The organism is Pseudomonas sp. NFR02, assembly GCF_900119375.1.
GTDB classification, from domain to species: Bacteria; Pseudomonadota; Gammaproteobacteria; order Pseudomonadales; family Pseudomonadaceae; genus Aquipseudomonas; species Aquipseudomonas paracarnis.
This window is the reverse complement of sequence record NZ_FPJJ01000002.1, coordinates 389,625-416,455: the sequence shown is the minus strand read 5'-3', so window position 1 is coordinate 416,455 and position 26,831 is coordinate 389,625. Positions and strand designations below refer to the sequence as shown.

Sequence of the window (26,831 nt, the reverse complement as noted above, 5' to 3'; positions counted from 1 at the left end):
CAAGCCCGCTCCCACATTTGATCGCATTCCAAATGTGGGAGCGGGCTTGCTCGCGAAGAGGCCAGCCAGATCAACGCAAAAACCCACCTTGTCACACCTTGTCTCATCTTCGGTTATGCTCCCCCTTCGTCGTGTATTAACGGAGCCTTCATGACCGCTGCCCGCCTGTTTCTCCCCTTGAGCCTTGCCCTGCTGGCCGCATGCGCCAGTGCCCCCAAGCAAAACGTCAGCGTGGACAACCAGAGCGCCTGCCCGCTCCAGCTTAAAAACGGGCAAAACCTGATCCTCACCCTGCCCAGCAACCCCACCACCGGTTACCGCTGGGCCATCCAGGACTCCGCGGGCGGCGTGTTGCGCGCCTTGAGCCCTGAGGTCTACAGCAGCACCGAGTCCGGCGTGATCGGCGGGGGCGGCCAGTCCACCTGGCGCTTCCAGGCGTTTGCCCCAGGGCAAGGGCGTTTGCGCCTGACATCCCAGCAACCTTGGGAGCCGGAGGCCGAACCTGTCGAAACCTTTGACTGCGCCATTACGGTGAACTGATATGCCCTGGCTGATCCTTGCCTTGATGGGCGCCGGCACCTTTGTCTACGGCCTGGCGACCCATGCAACGCTGCTGTGCCTGCTGGTCAAGCCGCTGCCGGTGCTGGCGCTGCTGGGTTGGCTGCATGACGCGCCGCCCACCGAGTATCGACGCTGGATCAGCCTGGGGTTGATTTTTTCCGTGGTGGGCGACGTGTTACTTGCCTGGCCAGGCGACCTGTTTATCTTTGGCCTGGGCGCGTTTCTGTTCGCGCATTTGGCTTATCTCAAAGCTTATTTCAGTGACTGTCGGCGCTTGGCGCTGCTGCCGCTGGTGCTGGCCCTCGGCGTAGGCGCAATCTTGCTGAGCATCCTGATCTCCCACGGCCTCGGTGAACTGCTGATACCGGTGGTGGTTTACGCGCTGGTGATCAGCGCCATGCTCTGGCGTGCTTTGGCGCGACTGGGCAGCGAGGTGCCCAAACGTTCAGCGTGGCTGGCGGCGGTGGGTGCGGTGTCGTTTGTGGTTTCCGACGCGCTGATCGGCATCAACCGGTTTGTGCTGGCGTTCGAGGCAGCGCCGTATTTGCTGATCACCACCTACTGGCTCGGGCAGTGGGGCATCACCGCCTCGGCTTTCCATCAGACAACCCGCGCATCCGAGGAGCAACTTGGCTAAAATGCCGGCCTTTCCCCCATCGTCGCCGGAACAGCCGTGAGCAAAGAACCCGATCGCCTATTCGCCCAGCCCCTGCCCCAGGTGCCGGACTTCGCCTTTAACGAGGATGTGGTGCGGGTGTTCCCGGACATGATCAAGCGCTCGGTGCCGGGCTACCCCACCATCGTCGAAAACCTCGGCGTGCTGGCCGCGCAATTTGCCCAACCGGGTAGCGTGCTGTATGACCTGGGCTCTTCCCTGGGCGCCGTGACCCAAGCCCTGCGTCGCCATGTACGCACCGAGGGTTGCCGGGTGATCGCCGTGGATAACTCCGCCGCGATGGTCGAGCGCTGCCGCGAATACCTCAATGGCCAGGACTCGATGTTCCAGGAGTTGCTGCCGGTGGAGGTGATCGAGGGCGACATCCTCGCCCTGCAATTCAAGCCCGCCTCGGTGGTGGCCCTGAACTTCACCCTGCAATTTATCGCCCCCCAGGAGCGTCTGGCGTTGCTGGGGCGCATTCGCCAGGCGCTGCTGCCGGGCGGGGCGTTGATCCTCTCGGAAAAGCTGCGCTTTAACGATGTTGAAGAGCACGCGCTGCTGACCGACCTGCATATCGCCTTCAAACGCGCCAACGGCTACAGCGAACTGGAAATCGCCCAGAAGCGCAGCGCCATCGAAAACGTCATGAAGCCCGACAGCCTCGAAGAACACCGCGAACGCCTGCTGGCGGCCGGGTTCTCGAAAGTCGTGCCGTGGTTCCAGTGTCTTAACTTTGCCTCGTTGATTGCCTTGCCATGATTGATTTGTCCCCCCTCGCCCGCCATCTGGTCGGCACTCCCCTGGCCGTGTGGGCCCAGGGCCTGCAAGCGCAGCTCGATAGCAAGATGGAAAAAGGCCATGGCGACCTGGAGCGCTGGCAGAGCGCCTTGGATGCACTGCCGAAGATCCAGCCCAACAGCGTAGATTTGCTCAACGGCCTGGTGCTGGACACCGATTGCGACGACGCCACCCGCGAACAGATGCACACGGCGCTGATGGGCCTGAGCCCCTGGCGCAAAGGCCCGTTCCATCTGTTCGGCGTGCATGTGGACACCGAGTGGCGTTCGGACTGGAAGTGGTCGCGGGTGGCGCCGCACCTGAACCTCAAAGGCAAGCGCATCCTCGACGTGGGCTGCGGCAACGGCTACTACATGTGGCGCATGCTCGGCGCCGGGGCCGACAGCGTGATTGGCGTGGACCCCAACTGGCTGTTCTTCTGCCAGTTCCAGGCAGTGCAGCGCTACTTGTCCGAGCCCAAGGCCTGGCACCTGCCGTTCCCGTTCGAAGACTTGCCGGCGAACCTGGAAGGCTTTGACACGGTATTTTCCATGGGCGTGTTCTACCACCGCCGCTCGCCCATCGAGCATCTACTGGCGTTGAAGGACACCCTGGTCAAGGGCGGCGAGTTGGTGTTGGAAACATTGGTGGTGGAAGGCGACCAACAACAAGTGCTGGTGCCAGAAGACCGTTACGCCCAGATGCGCAACGTGTGGTTCTTGCCGTCGGTGCCGGCGTTGATGCTGTGGCTGCGCCGGGCCGGGTTCAGTGATGTGCGGTGCGTGGATGTGAGCGTGACCACGGTTGAGGAGCAGCGTGGAACGCAGTGGATGAAGTATCAGTCGCTGAGTGATTTCCTGGACCCTGAGGATCACAGCAAGACCATTGAAGGGCTGCCGGCACCGATGCGGGCGGTGATCATCGCGCGCAAATAACCCGCCGATCTTCTTGAATAAATGGAGATCAAACTGTGGGAGCGGGCTTGCTCGCGAATGCGGTGTGTCAGTCAAAGATAATGTGACTGACACACCGCATTCGCGAGCAAGCCCGCTCCCACATGGGTTTTTTCAGTGTCAGTTAGAAGGTGGCTTGGCCCGGCGAGCCTTGAAGAACTCGCTCAGGACAGCCCCACACTCCTCGGCCAATACCCCGCCCTCAAACAACACCCGATGGTTAAGAAAACCCTGGGTAAAAAACTGCCCCTGGCTTTGCACGATGCCCGCCTTCGGCTCCAACGCGCCATACACCACCCGCGCCACCCGCGAATGCACGATCAGCCCGGCACACATGCTGCACGGTTCCAGCGTCACGTACAGCGTGCTGCCCACCAGCCGATAGTTACTGATCGCTTGTGCAGCAGCGCGGATCGCGACCATTTCGGCATGGGCGCTGGGGTCGTTGCCACTGATGGGGCAGTTGAAGCCGCGGCCGATGATTTCACCGCCCTGCACCAGCACCGCACCCACCGGCACTTCGCCCAATGCAGCACCTTGGGCGGCGAGCGCCAGGGCTTCGCGCATAAAGTCCTGGTCGCGGCTGCGGTCGATAATCGCGGCGGGACGAATCTGGCGCATCACGCCACCTCGATGGCGGCCATCAGGCCGGTTTCCATGTGGTCGATCACATGGCAATGGAACATCCACACCCCTGGGTTATCCGCCACCAAGGCCACGCGGGCGCGTTCGTTCTTGCCCAGCAGATAGGTGTCGGTGAAATACGGGATCACCTTGTGGCGGTTGGACGCAAGCACCTTGAAGCTCATGCCGTGCAGGTGGATCGGGTGCTGGTATTGGGTCATGTTCTTCAATTCGAAAATGTAGCTCTTGCCCTTCTCCAGCTTGGCAATCGGGCGGTCGGCACAGGTCTTGTCGGTGATGTCCCAGGCCTGGCCGTTGATCTGCCACAGGCTCGGCGGCTTGCCGTTTTCGACGTTGACCGACACTGAGCCGACCCATTCGAAATTGAAGTTGAGTTTCTCGGCATTGGCCAGGTCTGGCTCGGCAACCGGGTTGGCCGGCAATGCCGGTGGCCATGCGGTAGGCGCGTCGGTATTGGCGACAGAGCGGAAGGTGCCAAGGCGCACCGGGCCGTTGCGCAGCGACAGTTCTTCGCCCGCCGGTGGCGCCTTGATCGCCAGGCAAATACGCATGCCCGGGCCCAGCCAATATTCCTTGCCCAACGGGCGCGGCTCGATGGGGTTGCCGTCCAACGCGTAGATCTGCGCTTCGACCCCGGGAATATTGAGGCGATAGGTCACAGTGTTATCGAGGTTGAGCAGGCGCACGCGGGTGATTTGCCCAGCCGGCAGGTCGATGACCGCCTGGGGCACCCCATTGATGGTCGACAGGCGCCCGGCCGTGCCGCCACGCGCCGCTTCACGGGGGATGCTGAACTCGACAAACGCGCCCTCTTCGTCGATGTGCCAGTTCTTCAGGCTCAAGGTGCGTTCGTACTTGAAACCGGTGGGTTCGCGCTCTTCCACGATCAACGGGCCGACCAGGCCACGGCCGAGTTCTTCGCTGCTGCTCACGTGAGGGTGATACCAGTAGCTGCCGGCATCGGGTACGCGGAATTTATAGTCGAAGTATTCGCCAGGCAGCACCGGCAATTGCGAGACGTAGGGCACGCCGTCCATTTCCAGCGGCAGGCGGATGCCGTGCCAGTGGATGGTAGTGGCGACTGGAAGATGGTTGATAAAGCGCACCCGCAGCCACTCGCCTTGGCGCACCCGCAACTCGGTGCCTGGCGCCGAAGGGCCGAACGCCCAGGCTGGGGTTTTGTGCCCCGGCACCAACTCTACGTCCAGGGGCGCGGCGATCAGCTCGTAATCGTGCCCCGCCTCGGACTCAGCGACTTTCCCCAGCCAGTAGCGGTAGCCACCACCGGCACCGACGCCTACTACGGCCAGGCCAGCAAGACCACCCAGGATTTGTCGACGGGAAAAGGATCGGGACACAACAACCTCGCGTATCTGCCGCAGGCCAAGGGCCCGCAAAGGGCTGATACGATACACCTGCGTCGGCTAAACAGTAAGGCTTCGCATTGCCGCATGGCGCAATTGTAAAACCCGATGAAGATCAAATGTGGGAGCGGGCTTGCTCGCGAATGCGGGGTCTCAGTAAATGCATCTTTAACTGACCCACCGCATTCGCGAGCAAGCCCGCTCCCACATTTTGGTCCCCAGTGTTCTTTAGACTGCGTTCACTCAGGCCTTGGCAGCGGCCAGAATCAGGGCTTTCATCTCGGCCACGGCGCCTTTGAAACCGACGAAAAGCGCGTGCGCGACCAGCGCATGGCCGATGTTCAGTTCGTTGATGCCCTTGATCGCAGCCACGGCTTCGACGTTGTGGTAATGCAAGCCATGGCCGGCATTGACGATCAAGCCTTCGTTGAGCCCGCAGTTCACGCCGTCGATGATGCGTTGCAGTTCGTCGGCCACTTCGGTCGGCGTGGTGGCATCGGCATAACGGCCAGTGTGCAGCTCGATCGCCGGGGCGCCGACGCGGCGGGAGGCTTCGATCTGGCGTTCGTCGGCGTCGATAAACAGCGAGACTTCGCTGCCGATCCGCGACAGGCGCTCCACCGCGGCCTTGATCCGCGCTTCCTGGCCGGCGACGTCGAGGCCGCCTTCGGTGGTCAGCTCCTGGCGAGTTTCCGGTACCAGGCAGATATGCGCCGGGCGAATGCGCTCGGCGAACGCCATCATTTCTTCGGTGACGCCCATTTCGAAGTTCATGCGGGTTTGCAGCACGTCCTTGAGCAGCAGCACATCGCGCTCCTGGATGTGACGGCGGTCTTCGCGCAGGTGCACGGTGATGCCGTCGGCGCCCGCTTCTTCGGCGTCCAGCGCGGCCTTGACCGGGTCAGGGTAACGGGTGCCCCGGGCCTGGCGCAGGGTGGCGACATGGTCGATGTTGACGCCAAGAAGAATGCGATTGCTGGTGGTCACGGAAGCGCTCCTGAAAAGGGAAAGAATCGGTGCACAGCATACACGGGGATGTCAGGGCTTTCGAAACAACTCGCGACTGACCAGCGGACGCCCGCCCAGGTGCACGGCCAGGGCCTGGCGCATCAGGCGCTTGGCGGCGGACAGCGCACCGGGAGCGTGCCAGTCGGCCTCACTCATGGCCAGCAGTTCGGTGCCCTGAAACAGGCCGGGCTGCAGCAGGTACACGCGCTCAAGCCCCGCATCGACTTGCAGGCGATACATGCCATCGGCGGCGATGGGCTCTCCGTGCAAGTCGTTGGCCAGTTCGAAGCCGTAGCCAAGGTCGTCGAGCAAACGCCATTCGAAAGCGCGCAGCAGCGGTTCCAGCGGACGGCCTTCAGCGAGGGCCAGCAAGGTGGCAGCGTAGTGATCAAAGACTGCCGGGTGCGGGTCTTCGGCGGGCAGCAGGCGGATCAGCAGCTCATTGAGGTAAAGGCCGCTGAATAACGCATCGCCATTCAGCCAGGCCGAGGTGCCAACGCTTTCCAGGCGGCCGACGTTTTTCAGCTCGCCCTTGCCGCGAAACTCCACGTCCAGCGCCACGAACGGCCGCGCCAAGGTGCCCGCCTTGCCCCGCGCGCTGCGCAATACCGCGCGCAGGCGGCCTTGGGGCGTGAGGAAGTCCACCAGCGCACTGGTTTCGCGGTAGGCGCGGCTGTGCAGGACATAGGCAAGTTGGCTGGGGGGGGAGGCGGACATGAGGCTCTCTCGCAGAACGTGAAACAGCGCCGATCCAATGTGGGAGCGGGCTTGCCCGCGATGGCGGCGTCACAGTCAACATCTCTGCCGAATGTTACATCCTCATCGCGGGCAAGCCCGCTCCCACAAAGTTTTGCAGTGTGTTCGAGGCCCGTTACAGGTCGCCGTAGCCCAGGGAGCGCAACGCACGCTCATCATCGGACCAGCCACCCTTCACCTTCACCCACAGGTTGAGCATGATCTTGGAGTCGAACAGCAACTCCATATCCTTGCGCGCTTCGGTGCCGATGCGCTTGATGCGCTCGCCCTTGTCGCCAATGATGATTTTCTTCTGGCCGTCACGTTCGACGAGGATCAGGGCATGAATGTGCAAGGTCTTGCCCTGCTGCTTGAACTCTTCGATTTCGACGGTGATCTGGTACGGCAGCTCGGCGCCCATCTGGCGCATGATTTTCTCACGCACCAGTTCAGCGGCAAGGAAACGGCTGCTGCGGTCGGTGATCTGGTCTTCCGGGAAGAAGTGCTCGTTTTCTGGCAGGTAACCGGCGATCACGCGCTCCAGGGCTTCGAGGTTGTGGCCGTGCTGGGCCGAGATCGGCATGATCTGGGCGTTCGGCAGTTGCTCCTGCAACCAGGTCAGGTGCGGCATCAGCTCGGCTTTGTCTTCGATACGGTCGGTCTTGTTCAGCGCGACGATCAACGGGCCGGTCACGTATTGCACACGCTCGAGGACCATCTGGTCTTCGTCGGTCCACTTGGTGCGGTCAACCACGAAGATCACCACGTCGACGTCTTTCAACGCGGCCGAGGCGGTCTTGTTCATGTAGCGGTTCAGGGCTTTCTCGCCGCCTTTGTGCATGCCAGGGGTATCGACATACACCGCTTGCACGTTGCCTTCGGTCTTGATGCCCAGCATGTTGTGGCGGGTGGTCTGGGGCTTGCGCGAGGTGATCGCGAGCTTCTGGCCGAGGATGTGGTTGAGCAGCGTGGACTTGCCCACGTTCGGGCGGCCGACGATGGCAACATAGCCACAGCGTGTTGCGGTTGAATCAGTCATGGCCATTCTCCACGCCCAGGGCAATCAGTGCTGCAGCGGCCGCTACCTGTTCGGCAATACGACGGCTCACACCCTGACCTCGGCTTTTTTCGTTCAATAAAGTGATTTCACATTCCACGAAGAACACCCGGCAATGGGGCTCGCCCTGGATATCCACCACTTCGTAGCGTGGCAGTTCGCAACCGCGGGACTGCAGGTACTCTTGCAGGCGGGTCTTGGGATCCTTGTTGGTGTCTACCAGCGTCAGGCTTTCGATTTCCGAGGCCAGCCAGGCGACAACGCGTTCCTTGGCCGTCTCCATCCCGGCATCGAGGTAGATCGCACCGATCAAGGCTTCCAGGGCATCAGCCAGGATTGACTCGCGACGGAAACCGCCGCTTTTCAACTCACCGGAACCCAGCCGCAGGTACTCGCCCAGGCCAAAGCCTCGAGCCAGCACAGCCAGGGTCTCGCCTTTCACAAGGCGTGCGCGCAGGCGCGACAGCTGGCCTTCTCGCGCTTGGGGGAAGCGCTCGAACAGCGCCTCGCCGGCGGCGAAATTGAGGATAGCGTCACCGAGGAATTCCAGGCGCTCGTTATTGCGCCCTGCAAAGCTGCGGTGTGTGAGGGCAAGGACCATCAATTCCTGGTCCTTGAAGGTGTAGCCGAGCTGACGCTCGAGACGACTTAGAGAAACGGTCACGGTTTATCCATATCTAGTTGATGGCACCGGCGGCCATCGACGATTGACGCAGTGTTCAAATTCAAATCCTGATGGGTACCGGGCATCGGAAAATGTCCAAGCCCCAGAAAAGCATTCGGCGCTGTGTTCACAGCGCCGCTTGTATTACTTGATCAGCCCGACCCGCGAGAAGTTCGGCAGGTGGCTGAGCTTGGGTTCCGGCCAACTCATCCAGACCGCGAAGGCTTTGCCGACAATGTTCTCGTCGGGCACCATGCCCAGCAGGTCCTTGGGAATGTTGGGGTCATCCCAGTAGCGGCTGTCGTTGGAGTTGTCGCGGTTGTCGCCCATCATGAAGTAATGCCCGGCAGGCACTTTCCACTGGCCATCCGGCATCGCGCGGTAGCGGCTCATTTCCTTGCGGATTTGGTGCTCCACCGCGCCGAGTTTTTCCTGGTACAGCTCGGCGCTGCCCAGGGTATTCGGCTCGGCGCCCAGCAGCTTCTCGGCCACCGACTCACCGTTGATGAACAGGCGCTTGTCGCTGGTGTAGCGCACCACGTCGCCCGGCAGGCCGACCACACGTTTGATGTAGTTGACGTTCGGGTCGCTTGGGTAGCGGAACACCATCACATCGCCGCGCTGCGGGTCACCCACGGGGATGACTTTCTTGTCGATCACCGGCAGGCGAATGCCGTAGGAAAACTTGTTCACCAGGATGAAGTCGCCCACATCCAGGGTCGGTTTCATCGACCCCGAAGGGATCTGGAACGGCTCTACCAGAAACGAGCGCAACACCAGCACGATGAACAACACCGGGAAGAACGACTTGCCGTACTCAACCAGCAAGGGCTCTTTGTTCAGCTTCTCGACCACCACCGCATCGGGCTGGCTGACGCTGCCCTGATAGGAAGCAATGGCCGCCCGACGACGCGGGGCGAAGAACACCAGATCGAGCAACGCCAGGAGACCACAGACGGCAACGGCAATGACCAGCAACAGCGGGAAATTTAGTGACATAGGACCTAACTATCCAACCTGAGCACCGCAAGGAAGGCTTCTTGTGGAACTTCCACGTTGCCTACTTGCTTCATGCGTTTTTTACCGGCCTTTTGCTTCTCAAGCAGTTTGCGCTTACGGCTTACGTCACCGCCGTAGCATTTGGCCAGTACGTTCTTTCTGAGAGCCTTGACGGAGGTCCGTGCAATGATCTGCCCGCCGATGGCGGCCTGGATCGCGACGTCGAACATCTGGCGCGGAATCAGTTCTTTCATCTTCTCGGTCAGTTGGCGACCTTTGTAATGCGCGTTGTCCTTGTGCACGATCAGTGCCAGGGCATCTACCTTGTCGCCGTTGATCAGCACATCCAGTTTCACCAGATTAGCCGATTGGTAACGATCGAAATGGTAGTCCAGCGAAGCATAGCCGCGACTGGTGGACTTGAGACGGTCGAAGAAGTCCAGGACCACTTCGTTCATCGGCATATCGTAGGTCACTTGTACCTGAGTACCGAGGAACAGCATGTCGCGCTGCACGCCACGCTTTTCGATACACAGTGTAATGACGTTGCCCAAGTGTTCCTGCGGTACCAGGATATTGGCCCGCACGATCGGCTCGCGCATGTCTTCGATGGCCGACAGGTCCGGAAGCTTGGAGGGGTTGTCGACGTAAATCGTTTCACCGGTTTTGAGCAGCAACTCAAAAATAACGGTTGGCGCGGTGGTGATCAGGTCCAGGTCGTACTCGCGCTCAAGGCGCTCCTGGATGATCTCCATGTGCAGCATGCCCAGGAACCCGCAACGGAAGCCGAAGCCCAGGGCGTCGGAGCTTTCCGGGGTGTACTGCAACGACGAGTCGTTGAGGGTCAGTTTTTGCAGGGCTTCGCGGAAATCTTCGAAGTCATCGGAGCTGACCGGGAACAGGCCGGCGTAGACCTGTGGCTGGATGCGCTTGAAGCCGGGCAGCACGTCGACGTCTGGCGTGGAGCTCAAGGTCAGGGTGTCACCCACTGGCGCACCATGAATGTCCTTGATGCCGGCGATAATGAAGCCTACTTCACCGGCTTTCAGATCAACGGTAGCGGTGTGCTTGGGGTTGAATACACCGACGCTGTCCACCAGGTGGATCTTGCCGGTGGACTTGACCAGGATCTTGTCGCCCTTCTTCACACGGCCATGGCGCACGCGCACCAGGGACACAACGCCCAGGTAGTTGTCGAACCAGGAGTCGATGATCAACGCTTGCAGCGGATCTTCGTAGTTGCCGGTCGGCGCGGGAATGGTGTGCACCAGGCGTTCGAGCACTTCGTCGACACCCAGGCCGGTCTTGGCGCTGCAGGTGACGGCGTCGGTGGCATCGATGCCGATGATCTTCTCGATCTCTTCCTTGACGCGCTCAGGCTCGGCCTGGGGCAGGTCGATCTTGTTGAGCACGGGCATGACTTCCAGGCCCTGCTCGATCGCGGTGTAGCAGTTGGCAACCGACTGCGCCTCGACGCCCTGGCCGGCATCGACCACCAGCAACGCACCTTCACAGGCCGCCAGCGAACGGCTGACTTCGTAGGTGAAGTCAACGTGGCCAGGGGTGTCAATGAAGTTCAGTTGGTAAGTGATGCCGTCTTTGGCCTTGTAGTACAGCGTGACGCTGTGGGCCTTGATGGTGATCCCGCGCTCGCGTTCGAGGTCCATGGAGTCCAGTACCTGGGCTTCCATTTCACGCTCGGCAAGGCCGCCGCACATCTGGATAAATCGATCGGCCAGCGTCGACTTGCCATGGTCAATGTGGGCGATGATGGAGAAATTGCGGATATGACTCAAATCACTCACGGATCAACACTCAAAAAGGCTGCAGGCAGATTGCCCGCTGAAAAATAGCCGGGAATTGTACCTGATGCTCAGGCCAGACGTCATCTTTGCTGACCAATACAAAAAAGCCCCATCTTAATGGGGCTTAAAATTGTAGGAGCGAGCTTGCTCGCGAAGATCGTCAACGATAACGCGCTTATCCGGGATAAACGCGGCGTTTCGCAGATTTTCGCGAGCAAGCTCGCTCCTACAGTTAGCGCGGCTTCAACCCGCCCGGCGCAGCAGCCAGAACCCAGCCACGGCACAGATGGCCGTAGGCACCAGCACCGCAAACAGCGGCGAGAAGCCGAATACCAGGCTCGACGGCCCAAGCAAATCCTGGGCGATGCGGAAGGTGAAGCCCACCAGCACGCCGGTAAATACCCGTTGACCCAGGGTCACGGAGCGTAATGGCCCGAAAATGAAGGAAATCGCCATCAACACCAAGGCGGCGGTAACCACCGGCTGCAAGACTTTTACCCAGAACGCCAGCCAGTAGCGGCCATTGTTCAAACCCTGTTCCTTGAGGTAGTGGATATAGCTCCACAAACCGGAAATCGGCAGGGCTTCCGGCACCATGACCACGGTATTGAGCAATTCCGGCTTGAGGGCGATATCCCACTGTTCGGTCGGCACGTTGACCACTTCGGTGCTGGACTGGGTGCCCTGGCCCACGTTACGGAAGTGCGTGGTGGTGACGTCGCTCAGTTGCCATTGCTCGCCACTGTACTGCGCGCGCTTGGCGAAGCTGGACGACAGCATGTGCCGTTCTTTGTCGAAGGTGTAGCGGGTCACCCCGATCAACAGGCCACCCGGCTGCACGGCATTGATGTGGATGAACTCGTCACCTTGGCGGTGCCACAGGCCATGCTTGGCGCTTTGCGCATCGCCCGAACCCTGGGCCAGGGCGCGATTGGCCTGGGCGGTGGCTTCGGCCGGTGGCGCGACGTACTCACCGATCAGCACGCTGCACGCCATCAGCAGCAGCATCGGCTTCATCACCGCCCAGACGATACGGCCGATAGACACCCCGGCGGCGCGCATGATGGTCAGCTCGCTGTTGCTGGCCAGGGTACCCAGGCCGATCAGGCAACCAATCAGCGCGGCCATTGGCATCATGTCGTAGAGACGACGCGGCGCGGTCAGTGCGACGTAGCTCAGCACGTCCGTGACTGTGTAAGTGTCAGTAACGTTGCCCACTTCATCAATGAAGGCGAACAACAAGGCCAGGCCGAGGATGATGCCCAGTACCGCGAGGATGGCGATCAGTACGCTAATGCCGATGTAGCGATCAAGCTTAGCCACGGGCCAACTCCTTCAGGCCACGACGGCTCTTCATTTTCAAACGGATAGGTTCCCAGTAGAGCAGCCCCAGGCCGATCATCAGGAAAACCCCGTGCACCCACCACAGGCCCAGCGCTGGCGGCAACTTGCCCTTTTCCAGGGAACCACGGGCAGAAATCAGGATGGTCAGGTAGGCCATGTACAGCAGGATCGCCGGCAGCAACTTGAGGAAACGCCCTTGGCGCGGGTTGACGCGCGACAGCGGCACGGCCATCAAGGTCACGATAAACACCAGCAGCGGCAGGGACAGGCGCCATTGCAACTCGGCGATGGAGCGCAACTCCGGGCTGCCGAACAGCGATGAGGTGGGCAGTGCGTCGCGGTCGGTGACCTCGTCACTGATCTCGGCCTTGGGCAGCATGACGCCGTAGGTGTCGTACTTGATCGCCCGATAATCCGCCAGGCCAGGGCTGCCGTCGTAGCGGTAGCCGTTTTCCAGGATCAGGTAGCGGTTGCCATCGGGGCGGATTTCCTGGCGACCGCTGTCGGCCACCAAGATGGTAATGCCACGGTCTTTCTGGTTCTGGCCGAGGTTCTTCTGGGAAATGAACACGCCGCCGAGGTTGGAACGGTCGTCGGTCATGGTTTCGGTGTAGGTCACCCGCGAACCGTCGCTGAGCGCCTGGAAGCGACCGGGCTCGAGGGTGTCGAACTCAGTCATCGCATCCTGCTTGTTCAGCAGCAGCTGGAATTGCATGGCCCCCTGGGGCGCCAGGCTCATGCTCAACCAGGCCACCACCAGGGCAACACCGGCGGCAGGCACCATGGTCATGGCCAGCAGGCGCTGCTGGCTCATGCCGGTGGCCGACAGCACGGTCATCTCGCTTTCCAGGTACAGCCGGCCATAGGCCAGCAATATGCCGAGAAACAGGCCAAGCGGCAGGATCAACTGCAGCATGCCGGGCATCCGGTAGCCCATGATCAGGAACAGTGAGCCCGGATCCAGGGCGCCAGCGGCGGCTTGGGCCAGGAACTTGACGAAACGACCACTCATGATGATGACCAGCAACACCGCACTCACGGCACTCAGGGTCAACAGGACTTCGCGGGACAGATAACGGAAGACAATCAAACCAGACACTCCAGGGTTGTCAGGCTAAGGCGGCCAAACAAGCAAGCATACCGAGTCGACCCGTTTACCACGGGCCGGCTAAAAAGATGGCGCATTATCCTGTGATTGACCGCGCCTGTCACGGAGCTTACTCATGCGCACGCACAAAGCGTGCGCCAAGGGTTGTCAGGCTCCGCTGGCGAGGTTCAAACTGCGGCCTTTGTCGCTGGCGGTTTACAACGCTGCCGAGCTTTAAAGCCGGAGTACAAGCTCCCGGCTCACAGACCTTGATAAGGGACCCGAAAATGGAATTGGTTGTAAAAAGCGTTAGCCCCGAAACGTTGAAAACCGCCACCCTCGTGGTCGCTGTCGGCGAAGGCCGCACACTCGGCGTCGCCGCCAAGCAACTGGACGAACTGAGCGGCGGCGCTATCAGCGCAGTGCTCAAGCGCGGTGACCTGGCCGGCAAGGTCGGCCAGAGCCTGCTGCTGCAGAGCCTGCCCAACCTTAAAGCCGAGCGCGTTTTGCTGGTGGGCGTGGGCAAGGATGCCGAACTGGGCGACCGTCCGTTTCGCAAGATCGTCAGCGGCCTCCTCACCACCCTCAAGGGCCTGGGCGGCAGCGATGCGGTGCTGGCACTCGATGAAATCGTGGTCAAGGGCCGCGACAGCTACGGCAAGACCCGACTGCTGGCTGAGTCGCTGGTGGACGGCGGCTATATTTTCGACCAGTTCAAGAGCCAGAAAGCCGAACCCCGCGCCCTGAAGAAAATCACCCTGCTGACCATCAAGGCTGCCCAGGCTGAAGTCCAGCGCGCCGTCACCCACGCCCAGGCCATCGCCAACGGCATGTCGTTCACTCGCGACCTGGGCAACCTGCCGCCGAACATCTGCCACCCGACGTTCCTGGGCGAACAGGCCAAGGCATTGGGCAAAGAGTTCAAGGGCCTGAAGGTTGAAGTGCTGGACGAGAAGAAGATCAAGGACCTGGGCATGGGCTCGTTCTATGCCGTGGGCCAGGGCAGCGCCCAGCCGCCACGCCTGATCGTGATGCAATACAACGGCGGCAAGAAGTCCGAGAAGCCTTACGCCCTGGTAGGTAAAGGCATCACCTTCGATACCGGCGGCATCAGCCTCAAGCCGGGCGCCGGCATGGACGAGATGAAGTACGACATGGGCGGCGCCGCCAGCGTGTTCGGCACCCTGCGTGCCGTGCTGGAACTCAAGCTGCCGATCAACCTGGTGTGCATCCTGGCCTGCGCCGAGAACATGCCGAGCGGCGGCGCGGCTCGCCCGGGCGATATCGTCACCACCATGAGCGGCCAGACCGTGGAAATCCTCAACACCGACGCTGAAGGCCGTCTGGTGCTGTGCGACGCCCTGACCTACGCCGAGCGCTTCAAGCCCCAGGCCGTGATCGACATCGCTACCTTGACCGGTGCCTGCGTAGTTGCCCTGGGCGCCCACACTTCGGGCCTGCTGGGCAACAACGACGAACTGATCGAGCAACTGCTCAGCGCCGGCAAGGCCGCCGACGACCGCGCCTGGCAACTGCCGCTGTTCGATGAGTACCAGGAACAGCTCGACAGCCCGTTCGCCGACATCGCCAACATCGGTGGCCCGAAAGCCGGCACCATCACGGCGGCCTGCTTCCTGTCGCGCTTTGCCAAGAACTTCAACTGGGCTCACCTGGACATCGCCGGCACGGCCTGGACCAGCGGCGGCAAGGACAAGGGCGCCACTGGCCGTCCGGTGCCCCTGTTGACCCAATACCTGCTGGATCGCGCCAAGGCTTAAGCGGCCCCTGCGCCCCTCTGTAGGAGCGAGCTTGCTCCTACAGAGGGGCCATCAGGCCAACCCCAGGATTTTCAATGCCCCAAGTCGACTTCTATATATTGCCCAGCGCCGATCCCCTCGCGCGCCTGGACTTTGCCTGCAAACTCACCGAAAAAGCCTGGCGTATGGGCCATCGCATCTACCTGCACTGCAGCGATGCCGCCCAACGTGACGAACTTGATGCCCGTCTGTGGCGCTTCAAGGGCGAAAGCTTCGTGCCCCACGGCCACGCCGAATCCGAACCTGAAAGCCTGGTTGTGCTGGGCTTGGGAGACAACTGCGGCGATCACCATGACTTGCTGGTCAACCTCGACCTGAAAGTACCGGCCTTTGCCCAAGCGTTCGCCCGTGTGGCGGAAGTGGTGGTGGAAGACCCGGCTATTCGTCAGGCCGCGCGGGAGAGTTTCCGTTTCTACCGCGAACAGGGCTATCCTCCGCAAGATCACCGGCTACAACGACTTTGAGTACATGATGGACACTCCAAACCCGCTGAAAAAAGACGACCACCTGCTGGATGACCTGGAGTCGATCCGTCAGTTGCTGGGTGATGACAACCTGCAACCGCCGCTGCTGACCGAGACGGCCGATGGCGAGGTACAGATCCCGCTGCTGTTCGACATGGTCGGCGGCAAGCCTGCCGCGCCGGCACCTGTGGTTGCTGAACCCGCCCCAGCCGCCGAAAAAGCCCCCGATGCCCTGCTGCTGCACCTGGACAACGAACTGCGCGCCGCCGCGCAATTGATCATGCAGGATGTGATCGACGACTTTGCGCCGCATATCGAAGCCGAGATCAAGCGTCGGATGGATGCGCGGATGGAGCGGTTGCTCAGCCAATACCAGAACTGAAAGTCCCCCCCATCCTTGTGGGAGCTGGCTTGCCTGCGATGGCGGCGCATCAGTCGCCGACGATGCTGACTGAAACACCGCCATCGCAGGCAAGCCAGCTCCCACATTAATTCTGCATCGGTCTTAACCGTCTTCGCCTCGCCCTCGCCCCTATCCCCCGTTATACTTGCCGGCTTTCCTGAATAAATGCCAACTAGGGTCCCGCCGCGCATGGATAAGACCTACCAGCCCCACGCTATCGAAACTTCCTGGTACAACACCTGGGAGTCCGAGAACTATTTCGCCCCACAAGGTGCGGGCGACTCGTACACCATCATGATTCCGCCACCGAACGTCACTGGCAGCCTGCACATGGGCCATGGCTTCAACAATGCGATCATGGATGCGTTGATCCGCTTCCGCCGCATGCAGGGTCGCGACACCCTGTGGCAACCGGGCACCGACCACGCCGGCATCGCCACCCAGATGCTGGTGGAACGCCAACTGGAAGCCACCGGCCAGAACCGTCACGACCTGGGTCGCGAGAAATTCCTGGAGAAAGTCTGGGAATGGAAAGACCAGTCCGGCGGCAATATCAGCCGTCAGATCCGTCGCTTGGGTTCGTCCGTAGACTGGAGCCGCGAGCGCTTCACCATGGACGACGGCCTGTCCGAAGCCGTAAAGGAAGCCTTCGTGCGCCTGCACGAAGACGGTCTGATCTACCGCGGCAAGCGCCTGGTCAACTGGGACACCAAGTTGCACACGGCGATTTCCGACCTTGAAGTGGAAAACCACGACGAGAAAGGCTTCCTGTGGAACCTCAAGTACCCGCTGGCCGACGGCGCCAAGACCGCTGAAGGCAATGATTACCTGATCGTCGCCACTACCCGTCCGGAAACCATGCTCGGCGATGCCGCCGTCGCTGTTAACCCGAACGACGAGCGCTACCAGGCGCTGATCGGCAAGTTTGTCGAACTGCCGCTGGTTGGCCGCCGCATCCCGATCATCGCGGATGACTATTGCGACCCTGAGTTCGGCACCGGCTGCGTGAAAATCACCCCGGCCCACGATTTCAACGACTACGAAGTCGGCAAGCGCCACAACCTGCCGCTGCTGAACATCTTCGACAAAAATGCCGCCGTATTGCCGGCCTGCCAGGTGTTCAACCTGGACGGCTCGCTGAACGACAGCATCGACGGCAAGATCCCCGCCGAATACGCAGGTCTGGACCGTTTTGAAGCGCGCAAGCAGATCGTAGCTTCCTTCGACGCCGCCGGTTTGCTGGTCAGCGTCGACGACCACGGCCTGAAAGTGCCGAAGGGCGACCGCTCCGGCACCGTGATCGAGCCGTGGCTGACCGACCAGTGGTACGTGTCCACCAAGCCGCTGGCAGAACCTGCGATTGCCGCCGTGGAAGATGGCCGCATCCAGTTCGTGCCCAAACAGTACGAAAACATGTACTTCTCGTGGATGCGCGACATCCAGGACTGGTGCATCAGCCGTCAGCTGTGGTGGGGCCACCGTATTCCGGCTTGGTATGACGAATCGGGCAAGGTTTATGTAGGCCGCGACGAAGCCGAAGTGCGTGCCAAGCACAACCTCGGCGCCGACATCGCGCTGCAACAGGACAACGACGTACTGGACACCTGGTTCAGTTCGGGCCTGTGGACCTTCTCTACCCTGGGCTGGCCGCAGCAGACCGAGTTCCTGAAGAAATTCCACTCCACCGACGTGCTGGTCACCGGCTTCGACATCATTTTCTTCTGGGTTGCCCGGATGATCATGCTCACCATGCACCTGGTGAAGAACGAAGACGGCACCCCGCAGGTACCGTTCAAGACCGTGTACGTACACGGCCTGGTACGCGACGGCCAGGGCCAGAAGATGTCCAAGTCCAAGGGCAACGTCCTGGACCCGCTGGACATCATCGACGGCATCGACCTGGAAACTCTGGTGCAGAAACGCACCTCGGGCCTGATGCAGCCGAAACTGGCGAAAAAGATCGAGAAGCAGACCCGCGACGAATTCGCCGACGGCATCGCCAGCTACGGCACCGACGCTCTGCGCTTCACCTTCTGCTCGCTGGCCTCCACCGGTCGCGACATCAAGTTCGACATGGGCCGCGTCGAAGGCTATCGCAACTTCTGCAACAAGATCTGGAACGCGGCGCGCTACGTGCTGGACAAAGGCGAAGACTGCGGCCAGAACGGCGAAGCCTATGAGCTGAGCCTGGCGGATCGCTGGATCATCTCGCAGCTGCAGCGCACCGAAGCCGAAGTGACCCGCCAGCTCGACCAGTTCCGTTTCGACCTGGCCGCACAGGCCCTGTACGAGTTCATCTGGAACCAGTATTGCGACTGGTACCTGGAACTGTCCAAGCCGGTACTGTGGGACGAGAACGCCCCGGTCGAACGCCAGCGCGGCACCCGTCGCACCCTGGTGCGCGTGCTCGAAGTGGCGCTGCGCCTGGCGCATCCGTTCATGCCGTTCATCACCGAAGAAATCTGGCAGCGCCTGGCGCCGCTGGCCGGTATCGAAGGCAAGACCATCATGCTGCAACCTTGGCCGGTGGCCAACGAAGCGCGCATCGATGAGGCCGCCGAAAGCGATATCGAATGGCTCAAGACCCTGATGCTCGGCACACGCAACATCCGCGCCGAGATGAACATCGGGCCGGGCAAGCCGCTGGCCGTGTTCGTCAAGAACGCCAGTGCCGAAGACCAGCGTCGCCTCAGCGAGAACGATGCGCTGCTCAAGAAACTGGCCAAGCTGGAGTCGATCACCGTATTGGCTGCCGATGCCGAAGCACCGTTGTCTGCCACCGCGTTGGTCGGTGATATGGAAGTGCTGGTGCCGATGGCCGGCCTGATCGACAAGGGCGCGGAACTTGCCCGCCTCGACAAGGAAATTGCGCGCCTGCAAGGCGAAGTGCAGCGAGTGGGCGGCAAGCTGTCCAACGCGGCGTTCGTTGACAAAGCGCCAGCTGAAGTGATCGAGAAAGAACGCGCCAAGTTGGCCGAGGCTGAACAGGCCTTGGGCAAGCTGGGGGAGCAACACGCGCGGATTTCCAGCCTGTAAGGGGAAACCATGTAGAGAAAGAGGCCTTCGGGCCTCTTTTTTTGTCCAGGAAAACGACACCATTTCCCAATCAAAACCCTATCCCTGTGGGAGCTGGCTTGCCAGCGATAGCATCACCTCAGTCTGCCTGATACACCCAGTCGCCTGCATCGCAGGCAAGCCAGCTCCCACATTTGACCGAGTTGTCCCCGGGAATGTGTGACAATGACCGCCACTTTGAGCCAAACCCAGAATCATCATGACCGCCCCCACTACGCCCAAACCTCCGCGCAAGAAGCCTAAAACCGCCGCCACGGCCAAATCCGTCGCGCCACGCAAAGAGGCCACCCTGCACCCGCGCAACCGCCACACGGGCCGTTACGACTTCCCGGCGCTGATCAAGACCACGCCTGAACTGGCCAAATTCGTGATCATCAACCCCTACGGCAAAGAGAGCATCGACTTCGCCAGCCCGGATGCAGTGCGGGTGTTCAACCGGGCGCTGCTCAAGTCGTTCTATGGCATCCAGCATTGGGATATCCCGGCGGACTACCTGTGCCCGCCAGTGCCGGGGCGTGCTGACTATGTGCATTTCCTCGCCGACCTGCTGGCCAGCGTCAACGACGGCAAAATCCCGCGAGGCTCGATCGTCAAGGTGCTGGACATCGGTATGGGCGCCAACTGCGTGTACCCGCTGATTGGCTATATGGAGTACCGCTGGAACTTCCTGGGCTCGGAGGTCGACCCGACCGCCGTGGCCGCCGCCAAGGCCATCGTGCAGTCCAACGACCTGAGCAAGGTCATCCAGCTGCGCCAGCAACCCAACCCCAAGCAGATCCTGTTGGGCCTGCTGGAGCCGGGTGAGCGCTTTGACCTTACGATGTGCAATCCGCCCTTCCATGCATCCATGGACGAAGCCACCAAAGGCAGCGAGCGTAAATGGCGCGCCTTGGGCAAGGCCGACCCGAAACGCAAGTTGCCGGTGCTTAACTTCGGTGGTCAATCGGCCGAACTGTGGTGTGAAGGTGGCGAAGCGCGGTTTGTGACGCAGTTGATCGCCGAAAGCGCGCACTTTGCGCATAAAGTGCTGTGGTTCAGCACCCTGGTGTCCAAAGCCTCCAACTTGCCGGCGATCGAAACGGCGCTGAAAAAAGCCGGCGTGCTGGAAAGCCAGGTAGTGGAGATGTCCCAGGGGCAGAAGCAGAGCCGCTTTGTGGCCTGGACGTTCCAGACCAAGAACGAGCAGCAGATCTGGCGCCAGCGCTGGGTTCGATAAGCCCGCCACACAATAAAAACGCAGGCAATAAAAAACCGTGCCCGGATCACTCCGAAGCACGGTTTTTTTGCTGCGTCTTACTTGTTAACAGCGTCGGTCAGGCCTTTAGCCACAACCAGCTTGATAACTTTCTTGGCAGCGATTTCGATGGCAGCGCCAGTCGAAGGGTTACGGCCAGTACGGGCAGGACGCTCGGTCACTTTCAGTTTGCCAACGCCTGGCAGAGTGATTTCGCCGCCATTTTCCAGCTGATCAGCAACAACTTGGCTCAGTTGGTCCAGCAGAGCACGCACGGTAGTTTTCGGTGCGTCTACTGCTTCAGCCAGGTCAGCGATCAGTTGGTCTTTAGTAATAGCCATTGTGGTGTTCCTTCCCTATCAAATTCATATGGATTGCAGAGTGCAGTGTCAGCCGTCGAGCCCGACCGTCATGGCCTGGCATCCCCGGCCATAACCACGGAGATCGGGGTTATAGATGCTTGAAACGGGGATTGGTTCGACCTGACAAATGCTGAATGCACGCTTAACGCCGAGACTTGGCGTAAGACGGGGCAAAACTAGCACAGAGACGGGGAAATATCCGCCTCAACATACCCATTTGGTCAGCTTTATCGCTCTAAACCGTGAAAAAAAGGCATATGGCCAGTCACAGGGCGTGCAAAATGCCGTTCGGGGCACGTCTTGACCAATGGGTGCGGTACACTGGGCGACTTTTCGGGGAGGCCAACCGCTCCCCCTTCAACCAGCCGAGAAGCCTATGCCGATCCGTCATTGCATCGTCCACCTGATCGACAAAAAACCCGACGGCACACCCGCAGTTCTTCACGCCCGCGACACGGAACTGGCCGAGTCCGCCGCCATCGAGAACATGCTTGCCGACCTCAACGAGAGCTACAACGCCAAACAAGGCAAGGCCTGGGGTTTCTTCCATGCCGAGTCCGGCGCGCACCCGTTCAGCGGTTGGTTGAAGGAGTACTTTGACGGTGGCCAGGACTTCACCAGCTTCAGCCGCACGGCGGTAGAGCACCTGCAGAAGCTGATGGAGGAATCCAACCTCTCCACCGGCGGCCATGTGCTGTTTGCCCATTACCAGCAAGGCATGACCGACTACCTGGCCATCGCCCTGCTGCACCACAGCGAAGGCGTGGCGGTGACCGATGAGCTGGACGTGACGCCCTCGCGCCACCTGGACCTGGGCCAGTTGCACCTGGCGGCGCGTATCAACGTCTCCGAGTGGCAGAACAACAAGCAGTCCAAGCAGTACATCTCCTTCATCAAAGGCAAGAACGGCAAGAAGGTCTCGGAGTACTTTCGCGACTTTATCGGCTGCCAGGAAGGCGTGGATGGCCCGGGCGAAACCCGCACCCTGCTCAAGGCGTTCAGTGACTTCGTCGAAAGCGAAGACTTGCCCGACGAGTCCGCCCGCGAGAAAACCAAGACCCTGGTGGACTACGCCAGCAGCCAGGCGAAGCTCGGCGAACCCATGGGCCTGGAAGAGCTCTCGGGCCTGATCGATGAAGACCGGCCAAAAGCCTTCTACGACCACATCCGCAACAAGGATTACGGCCTGTCGCCGGAAATTCCGGCCGACAAACGCACCCTCAACCAGTTCCGCCGCTTCACCGGGCGCGCCGAGGGCCTGTCCATCAGCTTTGAAGCGCACCTGCTGGGCGACAAGATCGAGTACGACGAAGCCGCCGGCACCTTGATCATCAAGGGCCTGCCGACCCAACTGACCGACCAGCTCAAGCGCCGTAACTGATGCTGGGCGGGGTACTCAAGAAAGTCCTGCTGGTGTTGCTGGTGGTGGTTGCGATCCAGAACTGGGGCAAGGTGGAACGGCTGTTCAACCCGTCCCAGGTGGCGCCCGAGCACGTACGCGCCTCGGCGCGGGTGGTGCTCTATGCCACCGAGTGGTGTGGGTACTGCAAGCAGATCCGGCGTTTTCTCGACCAGAAGGGTATCCCGTACCGGGCCGTCGATATCGAGCAGGACGCCCAGGCGCGCAAGGCGTATGAGGCGCTGGGCGGTGGCGGGATTCCGTTTGTGGATGTAAATGGGACCTTGATTCGCGACTACGACCCCGAAGCAATCATGGCCGCATTGAAGTAACACGCAATCAAGTGTGGGAGCTGGCTTGCCTGCGATGGCGGTGTAACAGGGTCAATACCTGTGACTGATACACCGCTATCGCAGGCAAGCCAGCTCCCACACACGTCAGCTCTGCACATTGGGTTGTGTGGTGACCTTAGAAGTTGGCTTCCAGAGACACCATCGCGGTGCGCTCTTCGCCCACGTTGTAGTACGCCGTGCTCGCCCCCAACCCGTTCACCGGCGCCGAGTTGAACGCCACCGTACGCGCCGAGCTCAAGTACTCCTTGTCGAACACGTTGAGCATCGAAAACCGCAGTGCCGCCGACTTGATGACCTTCTTATCCACCGGCAAATAAATACCCGCGTTCAGGTCAAACACCGTACGGCCTTCGATCTTCTCCTTGTTGGTCAAATCGCCATAGAAACTGCCGACATATTTGCCTGCAATGTTGCCGTAGAACCGCGAATCGTCATACCCGAACACCAGGTTGAACATGTTTTCCGGCACGTTGGCCAATTGCTTGCCCGAGGTTGGTAGCAGCACGTTCTTGCTGAGCAGATCGTCCTTCTGCTCAGACTGGGTGTAGGTATAGGACGCGTAGTAATTGAAGTTGTGCGGCAACAGGCCGCTCCATTCCAGCTCCAGGCCTTTGTTATCGACAGTGCCGACGTTGAGCACCATGTAGTCACCGCTGGCGTCGGTGGTCGAGACCTGGCGATCCTTGAAGCTGATGTAGAACAGGGTCGCACTCAAGGCCATGTCGTCTTCGGTGTAGCGCCAGCCCAGTTCCTGGTTCCAGCTCAATTCGGACTTGAGGCTGACGGAGTCGCCCTTGTTGTACAGCACGTAGTTGGGCGGCGTGCGCATATTGCGGGTGACGTTGTAGAACGCCTGGTTGCTTTCATCGACCTGGTACTTGGCGCTGAAGTTGGGCAGGAACTGGTGGTAGCGGGTGTTACGCTTCTCCGGTGTGTCGTACAGGCTGCCGAGGTTGTTGCCGTCACGCTCGACATATTGGTAGGCCACGCCGCCAACAAAACTCAGGTCCGGTGTGGCTTGCCAGTTGTCCTGTACCCAGAGCTTCTGCGCGGGAGTGACGGTGTAGTAGTGGCGGCCCTGGACCGTAGCGCCGTTTTTGTCGACCACCTGGCCGCCGCTGTTGTAGTCGCCCCACACATCGTCGGGGGCACCTTCGTTGTTAATGCCGATAAAGGGCTGGGTCTGGCGCTGGCGTGCGCGTTCGTACCAGTAGCCATAGTCCAGGCTGTGTTCTTCGTTGATGTCCCACTTCATTTTCGCCGTGAAGCCAGGGCGCCAGGTTTCGGTCCACGAAGGGCGGTAATAGTTGGCCGATTGCAGGTTACTCAGGTCGTAGTTGCCGGCCTTGTCGGACTTTGGCCCCAGGTTGGAAGCCGTCTGGCCGCTGAAGCTGCCACCGTTGGCCCAGTAGTAATACGGCGTGAGCGTCAGCGACAAATTGTCCTGCAGTTGCCAGCGCTGGGTCAGCGTAGCGTTGACGCTTTCGAACGGGTTGCGGTTGAGCTTGTAGGACGCCGACAGCAAACCAGCCTTGTACACCGGGCTTTGCGCGTAATCCTTACGCCGTCCTTCGGTGTCGAACTGCGCCTTGCTAAGGCTGTTGTAGTTGTAGTTTTCCTGCTTGTTGTACTTGATCGTGGCCAATGTGGAGTTGCCGTTATCCCCTTCGAACAGGCTGCTCCACTCGATCTTGTCGCTGCGCAGAGTGCCCTTGCCGCGCCATTTGTCACCTTCCAGGTGGGATGCCGACACCCAGGTTTTCAGGCCACCCACATCCCCGGTGTTCGCTCGCACGAAGGTCTTGCGCAGGGCGTTGGCACCGACGATCTGTTTGGCGAAAACCCCGGCGTCCTTGGTCGGGCGAATGGTGATCATGCCAATGTTGCCGCCGCTGGAGCCGATGTGCGGGCCGTCGGCCTCGGAGGAACCTTGGGTGGCGAACACTTCGGCAAGGTTTTCCGGGTCGCCCAACTGGTTGGAGTACACACTGTAGTTGCCCGAATCGTTGATCGGCACGCCGTCCACCGAGACGCCGACCTGGTCGGAACTCATGCCCCGCATGGTAAAACTGGTGCCACTGGTGCCGCTGGCGTCATCACTGGAAACGTTGATGCCCGGCGTGTACTTGAGCTTGTCGATGGCGTTGGCGGTGGCCGACATTTCGTCCATGGCTTGCTTGGTCACCGTCGAGCGTGCCTTCGCACTTTCTTCGAGAATCATGTGACCGCTGCCAAGGGTTTGCTTGCCGGCGATGTTCACCGAGCCTACATCCTGGGCATCATCGGCCAAAACCAGCGGCGCAAAGCCGCCCAGGCCCGATGCGAGGAGCAGGGCATAAAGAGTGTTGTGGTTCACGTGTAGATCCCTTACTGACATTGTTGTGTTGTATGGGGCAGATGCGAGCTTCCTGACCACTTGTTCAGGAACCCAGGGATGATCCACGGCACGTGTAACCGTTTGGTGACAGGTTGTGGCGATTGCGATGAAGGTTCGATGAAGGCGCTGCGGGCCTAGCGCACCACAATCATGCGGCCCAACAGGCTGTGCTGTTCAAAACCCAACACCGCTTGCAAGGCGTTCAAGACCGCTACAGGGTCCTGGCTCGGAAAGCTGCCGCTGACGCGTTTGGCGGCCATATTCTCGTTAAGCAGAAGAATTCGGCCGGGGTAATAACGCCTCAGGTCCTGGACCACATCGGCCAGGGGTGCCCTGTAGTAGTTGAGCCAACCTTCGCGCCAGGCCAGGCGTGAGGCGCTGTCGACCCCATGCAAAGGGTCGGCAATACCGTCGGCATAGGCCACTTGCTGGCCCGCTGTCAGCACCTGTTGCTGGCCCTGTTTGGAGGGCGTCACGCCCACACGGCCGGACAGCACAGTGACCTCGGCGCCGTCAGGTTGCAGGCGCACTTCAAACTGCGTTCCCATTACCCGCGTTTCACCGCCGCTCGCCTCCACCACGAAGGGTTGGCCGGTGTGGGTCACACTGAAAAAACCTGCACCACGGCGCAATTGGATGTGCCGTTCGCCCTGGCTGAAATCTACAGAGATGGCGCTGTCGGCGTCGAGGGTGACCTTGGATTGATCGGCCAGGGTGAAGGTCTTTACCTCACCCGGCGCCGTCACATAATCGGCGCCCCACTCATCGACCCAGCGTGACGGCTGCCAACCGGCGCCCATCGACACCATCAGCAGCAGGCAGGCGGCGACGGCCAAGGCACCAGACCAACGCGCTACCCGGGAGCGTTTGGAGGCGTTGATCGTATTGAGGTAGCGCTGCAAGGCGAGCGCGTCCTCATCGGCCAGTTGGCGCGCCGGTACTTCGCTTAATTCCCAGAGCACCTGGGCTTGGGAGTACGCCTCAACGTGTGCGGGATCTGCACGTAACCAGCGGCTGAACGTGGCCTGGTCGCCGCTGCTAGGCTGGTCATGCAGCAGGCACAACCAATCGAGTGCGGCCTGTTCCTGGGCGGGCGTGGGCGTGACGTTCACGGGGCTTTCCCTGGCATGCGTGGAGGCGGTGGTTCGCGAAGGCTGGCCTTGCAGGCTTCGAGGGCGCGCATCATATGTTTTTCCACGGCGCTTTGGGACAGGCCCATGGCCTTGGCGATTTCGGCGTACTTGCGGCCGTGGATGCGGTTAAGCAGGAAAATCTGGCGGGTGCGCTCGGGCAAGCTGCGCAAGGCGGCTTCCACATGGCGCAGATCATTGCCCGCCTCCAACGCTGCCTGGGGTTCGCAGCCTTGGTGGTCAGATTGTTCCGGCAGCCAGCCTTCGCTGCTGCGTGCTCGCGCGCCTTCGCTGCGCAGGTGGTCGATGGCGATGTTGCCGGCGCAGCGCAGCAGGTAGGTGCTCAATTCTTCGACCTGCACCAGCGGGCGACGCCAGAAGCGCAGGAACAAATCCTGCACCAGGTCGGCTGCCGTGGCGCGGCAACCCACACGGCGGCTGACCAACGCCTCCATTTGCGAGCGCTGGGACAAAAACACCTGCAGGAAATGCGCGCGTCCCCCCGCTGCATCCGCGTGCGCAGTGTCCTGAGGAGATTGCGGTCGATGGCTCCTCATGGC

Annotated in this window: 25 protein-coding genes; 11 read left to right on the top strand and 14 right to left on the bottom strand. The window is 60.9% G+C overall.

Annotation, left to right across the window (positions count from 1 at the left end; genetic code table 11):
* Nucleotides 1-150: 150 nt before the first annotated feature.
* Genes BT199_RS07660 through cmoB form a run of 4 tightly spaced genes read left to right on the top strand, consistent with a single transcriptional unit; the run spans nt 151 to nt 2,931 of the window.
* The gene (locus BT199_RS07660; protein ID WP_020301204.1) at nt 151-540 is read left to right on the top strand and encodes a protease inhibitor I42 family protein; all 390 of its coding nucleotides are present in this window, start codon (nt 151-153) and stop codon (nt 538-540) included.
* Nucleotide 541: 1 nt separating this feature from the next.
* A complete protein-coding gene (locus BT199_RS07655) occupies nt 542-1,198 on the top strand; it encodes a lysoplasmalogenase (RefSeq protein WP_014717081.1) in 657 nt (218 codons plus the stop codon).
* Nucleotides 1,199-1,234: 36 nt separating this feature from the next.
* On the top strand, nt 1,235-1,978 hold the full coding sequence (cmoA, locus tag BT199_RS07650; RefSeq protein ID WP_014717080.1) for a carboxy-S-adenosyl-L-methionine synthase CmoA: 744 nt from the start codon (nt 1,235-1,237) through the stop codon (nt 1,976-1,978).
* Nucleotides 1,975-2,931: a tRNA 5-methoxyuridine(34)/uridine 5-oxyacetic acid(34) synthase CmoB gene (cmoB, locus tag BT199_RS07645; protein ID WP_020301206.1), complete on the top strand. Its 957-nt coding sequence runs from the start codon at nt 1,975-1,977 to the stop codon at nt 2,929-2,931. Before cmoA ends, cmoB begins: the two co-directional genes overlap by 4 nt.
* Nucleotides 2,932-3,069: 138 nt before the next feature.
* On the opposite strand, the gene tadA is transcribed toward cmoB, so the two are convergent.
* The 10 genes from tadA to lptF form a co-directional block, all read right to left on the bottom strand.
* A complete protein-coding gene (gene tadA / locus BT199_RS07640; protein ID WP_072434236.1) occupies nt 3,070-3,570 on the bottom strand; it encodes a tRNA adenosine(34) deaminase TadA in 501 nt (166 codons plus the stop codon).
* A complete protein-coding gene (locus BT199_RS07635; protein ID WP_038452078.1) occupies nt 3,570-4,952 on the bottom strand; it encodes a multicopper oxidase family protein in 1,383 nt (460 codons plus the stop codon). The genes tadA and BT199_RS07635 overlap by 1 nt, the downstream gene beginning before the upstream one ends.
* A gap of 249 nt (nt 4,953-5,201) precedes the next feature.
* Nucleotides 5,202-5,945, bottom strand: coding sequence for a pyridoxine 5'-phosphate synthase (pdxJ, locus tag BT199_RS07630; RefSeq protein WP_069558075.1), 744 nt, complete (start codon nt 5,943-5,945; stop codon nt 5,202-5,204).
* Between the two features lie 51 nt (nt 5,946-5,996).
* Nucleotides 5,997-6,683, bottom strand: a complete 687-nt coding sequence (gene recO, locus BT199_RS07625) for a DNA repair protein RecO (protein ID WP_019817662.1) — start codon at nt 6,681-6,683, stop codon at nt 5,997-5,999.
* A 154-nt stretch (nt 6,684-6,837) separates the two neighbouring features.
* Nucleotides 6,838-7,740 (bottom strand): GTPase Era, encoded by a 903-nt coding sequence (gene era / locus BT199_RS07620; protein WP_005785147.1) that lies wholly within the window; start codon nt 7,738-7,740, stop codon nt 6,838-6,840.
* Nucleotides 7,733-8,422 carry a ribonuclease III gene (gene rnc / locus BT199_RS07615; protein ID WP_003188856.1) on the bottom strand — a complete coding sequence of 230 codons (690 nt, stop codon included), beginning with the start codon at nt 8,420-8,422 and terminating at the stop codon, nt 7,733-7,735. Before rnc ends, era begins: the two co-directional genes overlap by 8 nt.
* Nucleotides 8,423-8,566: 144 nt before the next feature.
* Nucleotides 8,567-9,421 (bottom strand): signal peptidase I, encoded by an 855-nt coding sequence (gene lepB / locus BT199_RS07610; RefSeq protein WP_003188855.1) that lies wholly within the window; start codon nt 9,419-9,421, stop codon nt 8,567-8,569.
* A 5-nt stretch (nt 9,422-9,426) separates the two neighbouring features.
* Entirely contained in the window at nt 9,427-11,226 is a 1,800-nt protein-coding gene (gene lepA, locus BT199_RS07605) for a translation elongation factor 4 (RefSeq protein ID WP_003188853.1), read from the bottom strand.
* A 243-nt stretch (nt 11,227-11,469) separates the two neighbouring features.
* Nucleotides 11,470-12,549, bottom strand: coding sequence for an LPS export ABC transporter permease LptG (gene lptG / locus BT199_RS07595; protein WP_003188851.1), 1,080 nt, complete (start codon nt 12,547-12,549; stop codon nt 11,470-11,472).
* Nucleotides 12,542-13,660, bottom strand: a complete 1,119-nt coding sequence (lptF, locus tag BT199_RS07590) for an LPS export ABC transporter permease LptF (RefSeq protein WP_003188848.1) — start codon at nt 13,658-13,660, stop codon at nt 12,542-12,544. The genes lptG and lptF overlap by 8 nt, the downstream gene beginning before the upstream one ends.
* 284 nt (nt 13,661-13,944) lie before the next feature.
* Here lptF and BT199_RS07585 point away from each other — a divergent pair, with 284 nt between their 5' ends.
* From BT199_RS07585 to rlmF, 5 genes are all read left to right on the top strand, one after another.
* Complete coding sequence (locus tag BT199_RS07585; protein WP_072434234.1) at nt 13,945-15,435, top strand: leucyl aminopeptidase; 1,491 nt, start codon at nt 13,945-13,947, stop codon at nt 15,433-15,435.
* A 74-nt stretch (nt 15,436-15,509) separates the two neighbouring features.
* Nucleotides 15,510-15,938 carry a DNA polymerase III subunit chi gene (locus tag BT199_RS07580; protein WP_072434233.1) on the top strand — a complete coding sequence of 143 codons (429 nt, stop codon included), beginning with the start codon at nt 15,510-15,512 and terminating at the stop codon, nt 15,936-15,938.
* A 7-nt stretch (nt 15,939-15,945) separates the two neighbouring features.
* Entirely contained in the window at nt 15,946-16,320 is a 375-nt protein-coding gene (locus tag BT199_RS07575; RefSeq protein ID WP_003188844.1) for a hypothetical protein, read from the top strand.
* Nucleotides 16,321-16,530: 210 nt separating this feature from the next.
* Nucleotides 16,531-19,377 carry a valine--tRNA ligase gene (locus BT199_RS07570; protein ID WP_072434232.1) on the top strand — a complete coding sequence of 949 codons (2,847 nt, stop codon included), beginning with the start codon at nt 16,531-16,533 and terminating at the stop codon, nt 19,375-19,377.
* Nucleotides 19,378-19,615: 238 nt separating this feature from the next.
* On the top strand, nt 19,616-20,632 hold the full coding sequence (gene rlmF, locus BT199_RS07565) for a 23S rRNA (adenine(1618)-N(6))-methyltransferase RlmF (protein WP_072434231.1): 1,017 nt from the start codon (nt 19,616-19,618) through the stop codon (nt 20,630-20,632).
* A 77-nt stretch (nt 20,633-20,709) separates the two neighbouring features.
* On the opposite strand, the gene BT199_RS07560 is transcribed toward rlmF, so the two are convergent.
* Nucleotides 20,710-20,991, bottom strand: coding sequence for an HU family DNA-binding protein (locus BT199_RS07560; protein WP_003188840.1), 282 nt, complete (start codon nt 20,989-20,991; stop codon nt 20,710-20,712).
* 397 nt (nt 20,992-21,388) lie between these two features.
* On the opposite strand from BT199_RS07560, the gene yejK reads away from it, so the two are divergent.
* Nucleotides 21,389-22,393: a nucleoid-associated protein YejK gene (gene yejK, locus BT199_RS07555; protein ID WP_014717069.1), complete on the top strand. Its 1,005-nt coding sequence runs from the start codon at nt 21,389-21,391 to the stop codon at nt 22,391-22,393.
* The gene (locus BT199_RS07550; protein ID WP_072434230.1) at nt 22,393-22,743 is read left to right on the top strand and encodes a glutaredoxin family protein; all 351 of its coding nucleotides are present in this window, start codon (nt 22,393-22,395) and stop codon (nt 22,741-22,743) included. Before yejK ends, BT199_RS07550 begins: the two co-directional genes overlap by 1 nt.
* Before the next feature lie 136 nt (nt 22,744-22,879).
* Here the strand turns inward: BT199_RS07550 and BT199_RS07545 are convergent, their stop codons facing one another.
* The 3 genes from BT199_RS07545 to BT199_RS07535 all read right to left on the bottom strand — a co-directional run bounded on the left by BT199_RS07545 (nt 22,880) and on the right by BT199_RS07535 (nt 26,828).
* Nucleotides 22,880-25,120 carry a TonB-dependent receptor gene (locus BT199_RS07545; protein ID WP_020301211.1) on the bottom strand — a complete coding sequence of 747 codons (2,241 nt, stop codon included), beginning with the start codon at nt 25,118-25,120 and terminating at the stop codon, nt 22,880-22,882.
* 155 nt (nt 25,121-25,275) lie between these two features.
* The gene (locus tag BT199_RS07540) at nt 25,276-26,253 is read right to left on the bottom strand and encodes a FecR family protein (protein WP_072434229.1); all 978 of its coding nucleotides are present in this window, start codon (nt 26,251-26,253) and stop codon (nt 25,276-25,278) included.
* Complete coding sequence (locus BT199_RS07535) at nt 26,250-26,828, bottom strand: RNA polymerase sigma factor (protein WP_072434228.1); 579 nt, start codon at nt 26,826-26,828, stop codon at nt 26,250-26,252. Before BT199_RS07535 ends, BT199_RS07540 begins: the two co-directional genes overlap by 4 nt.
* Between the last annotated feature and the right edge of the window lie 3 nt (nt 26,829-26,831).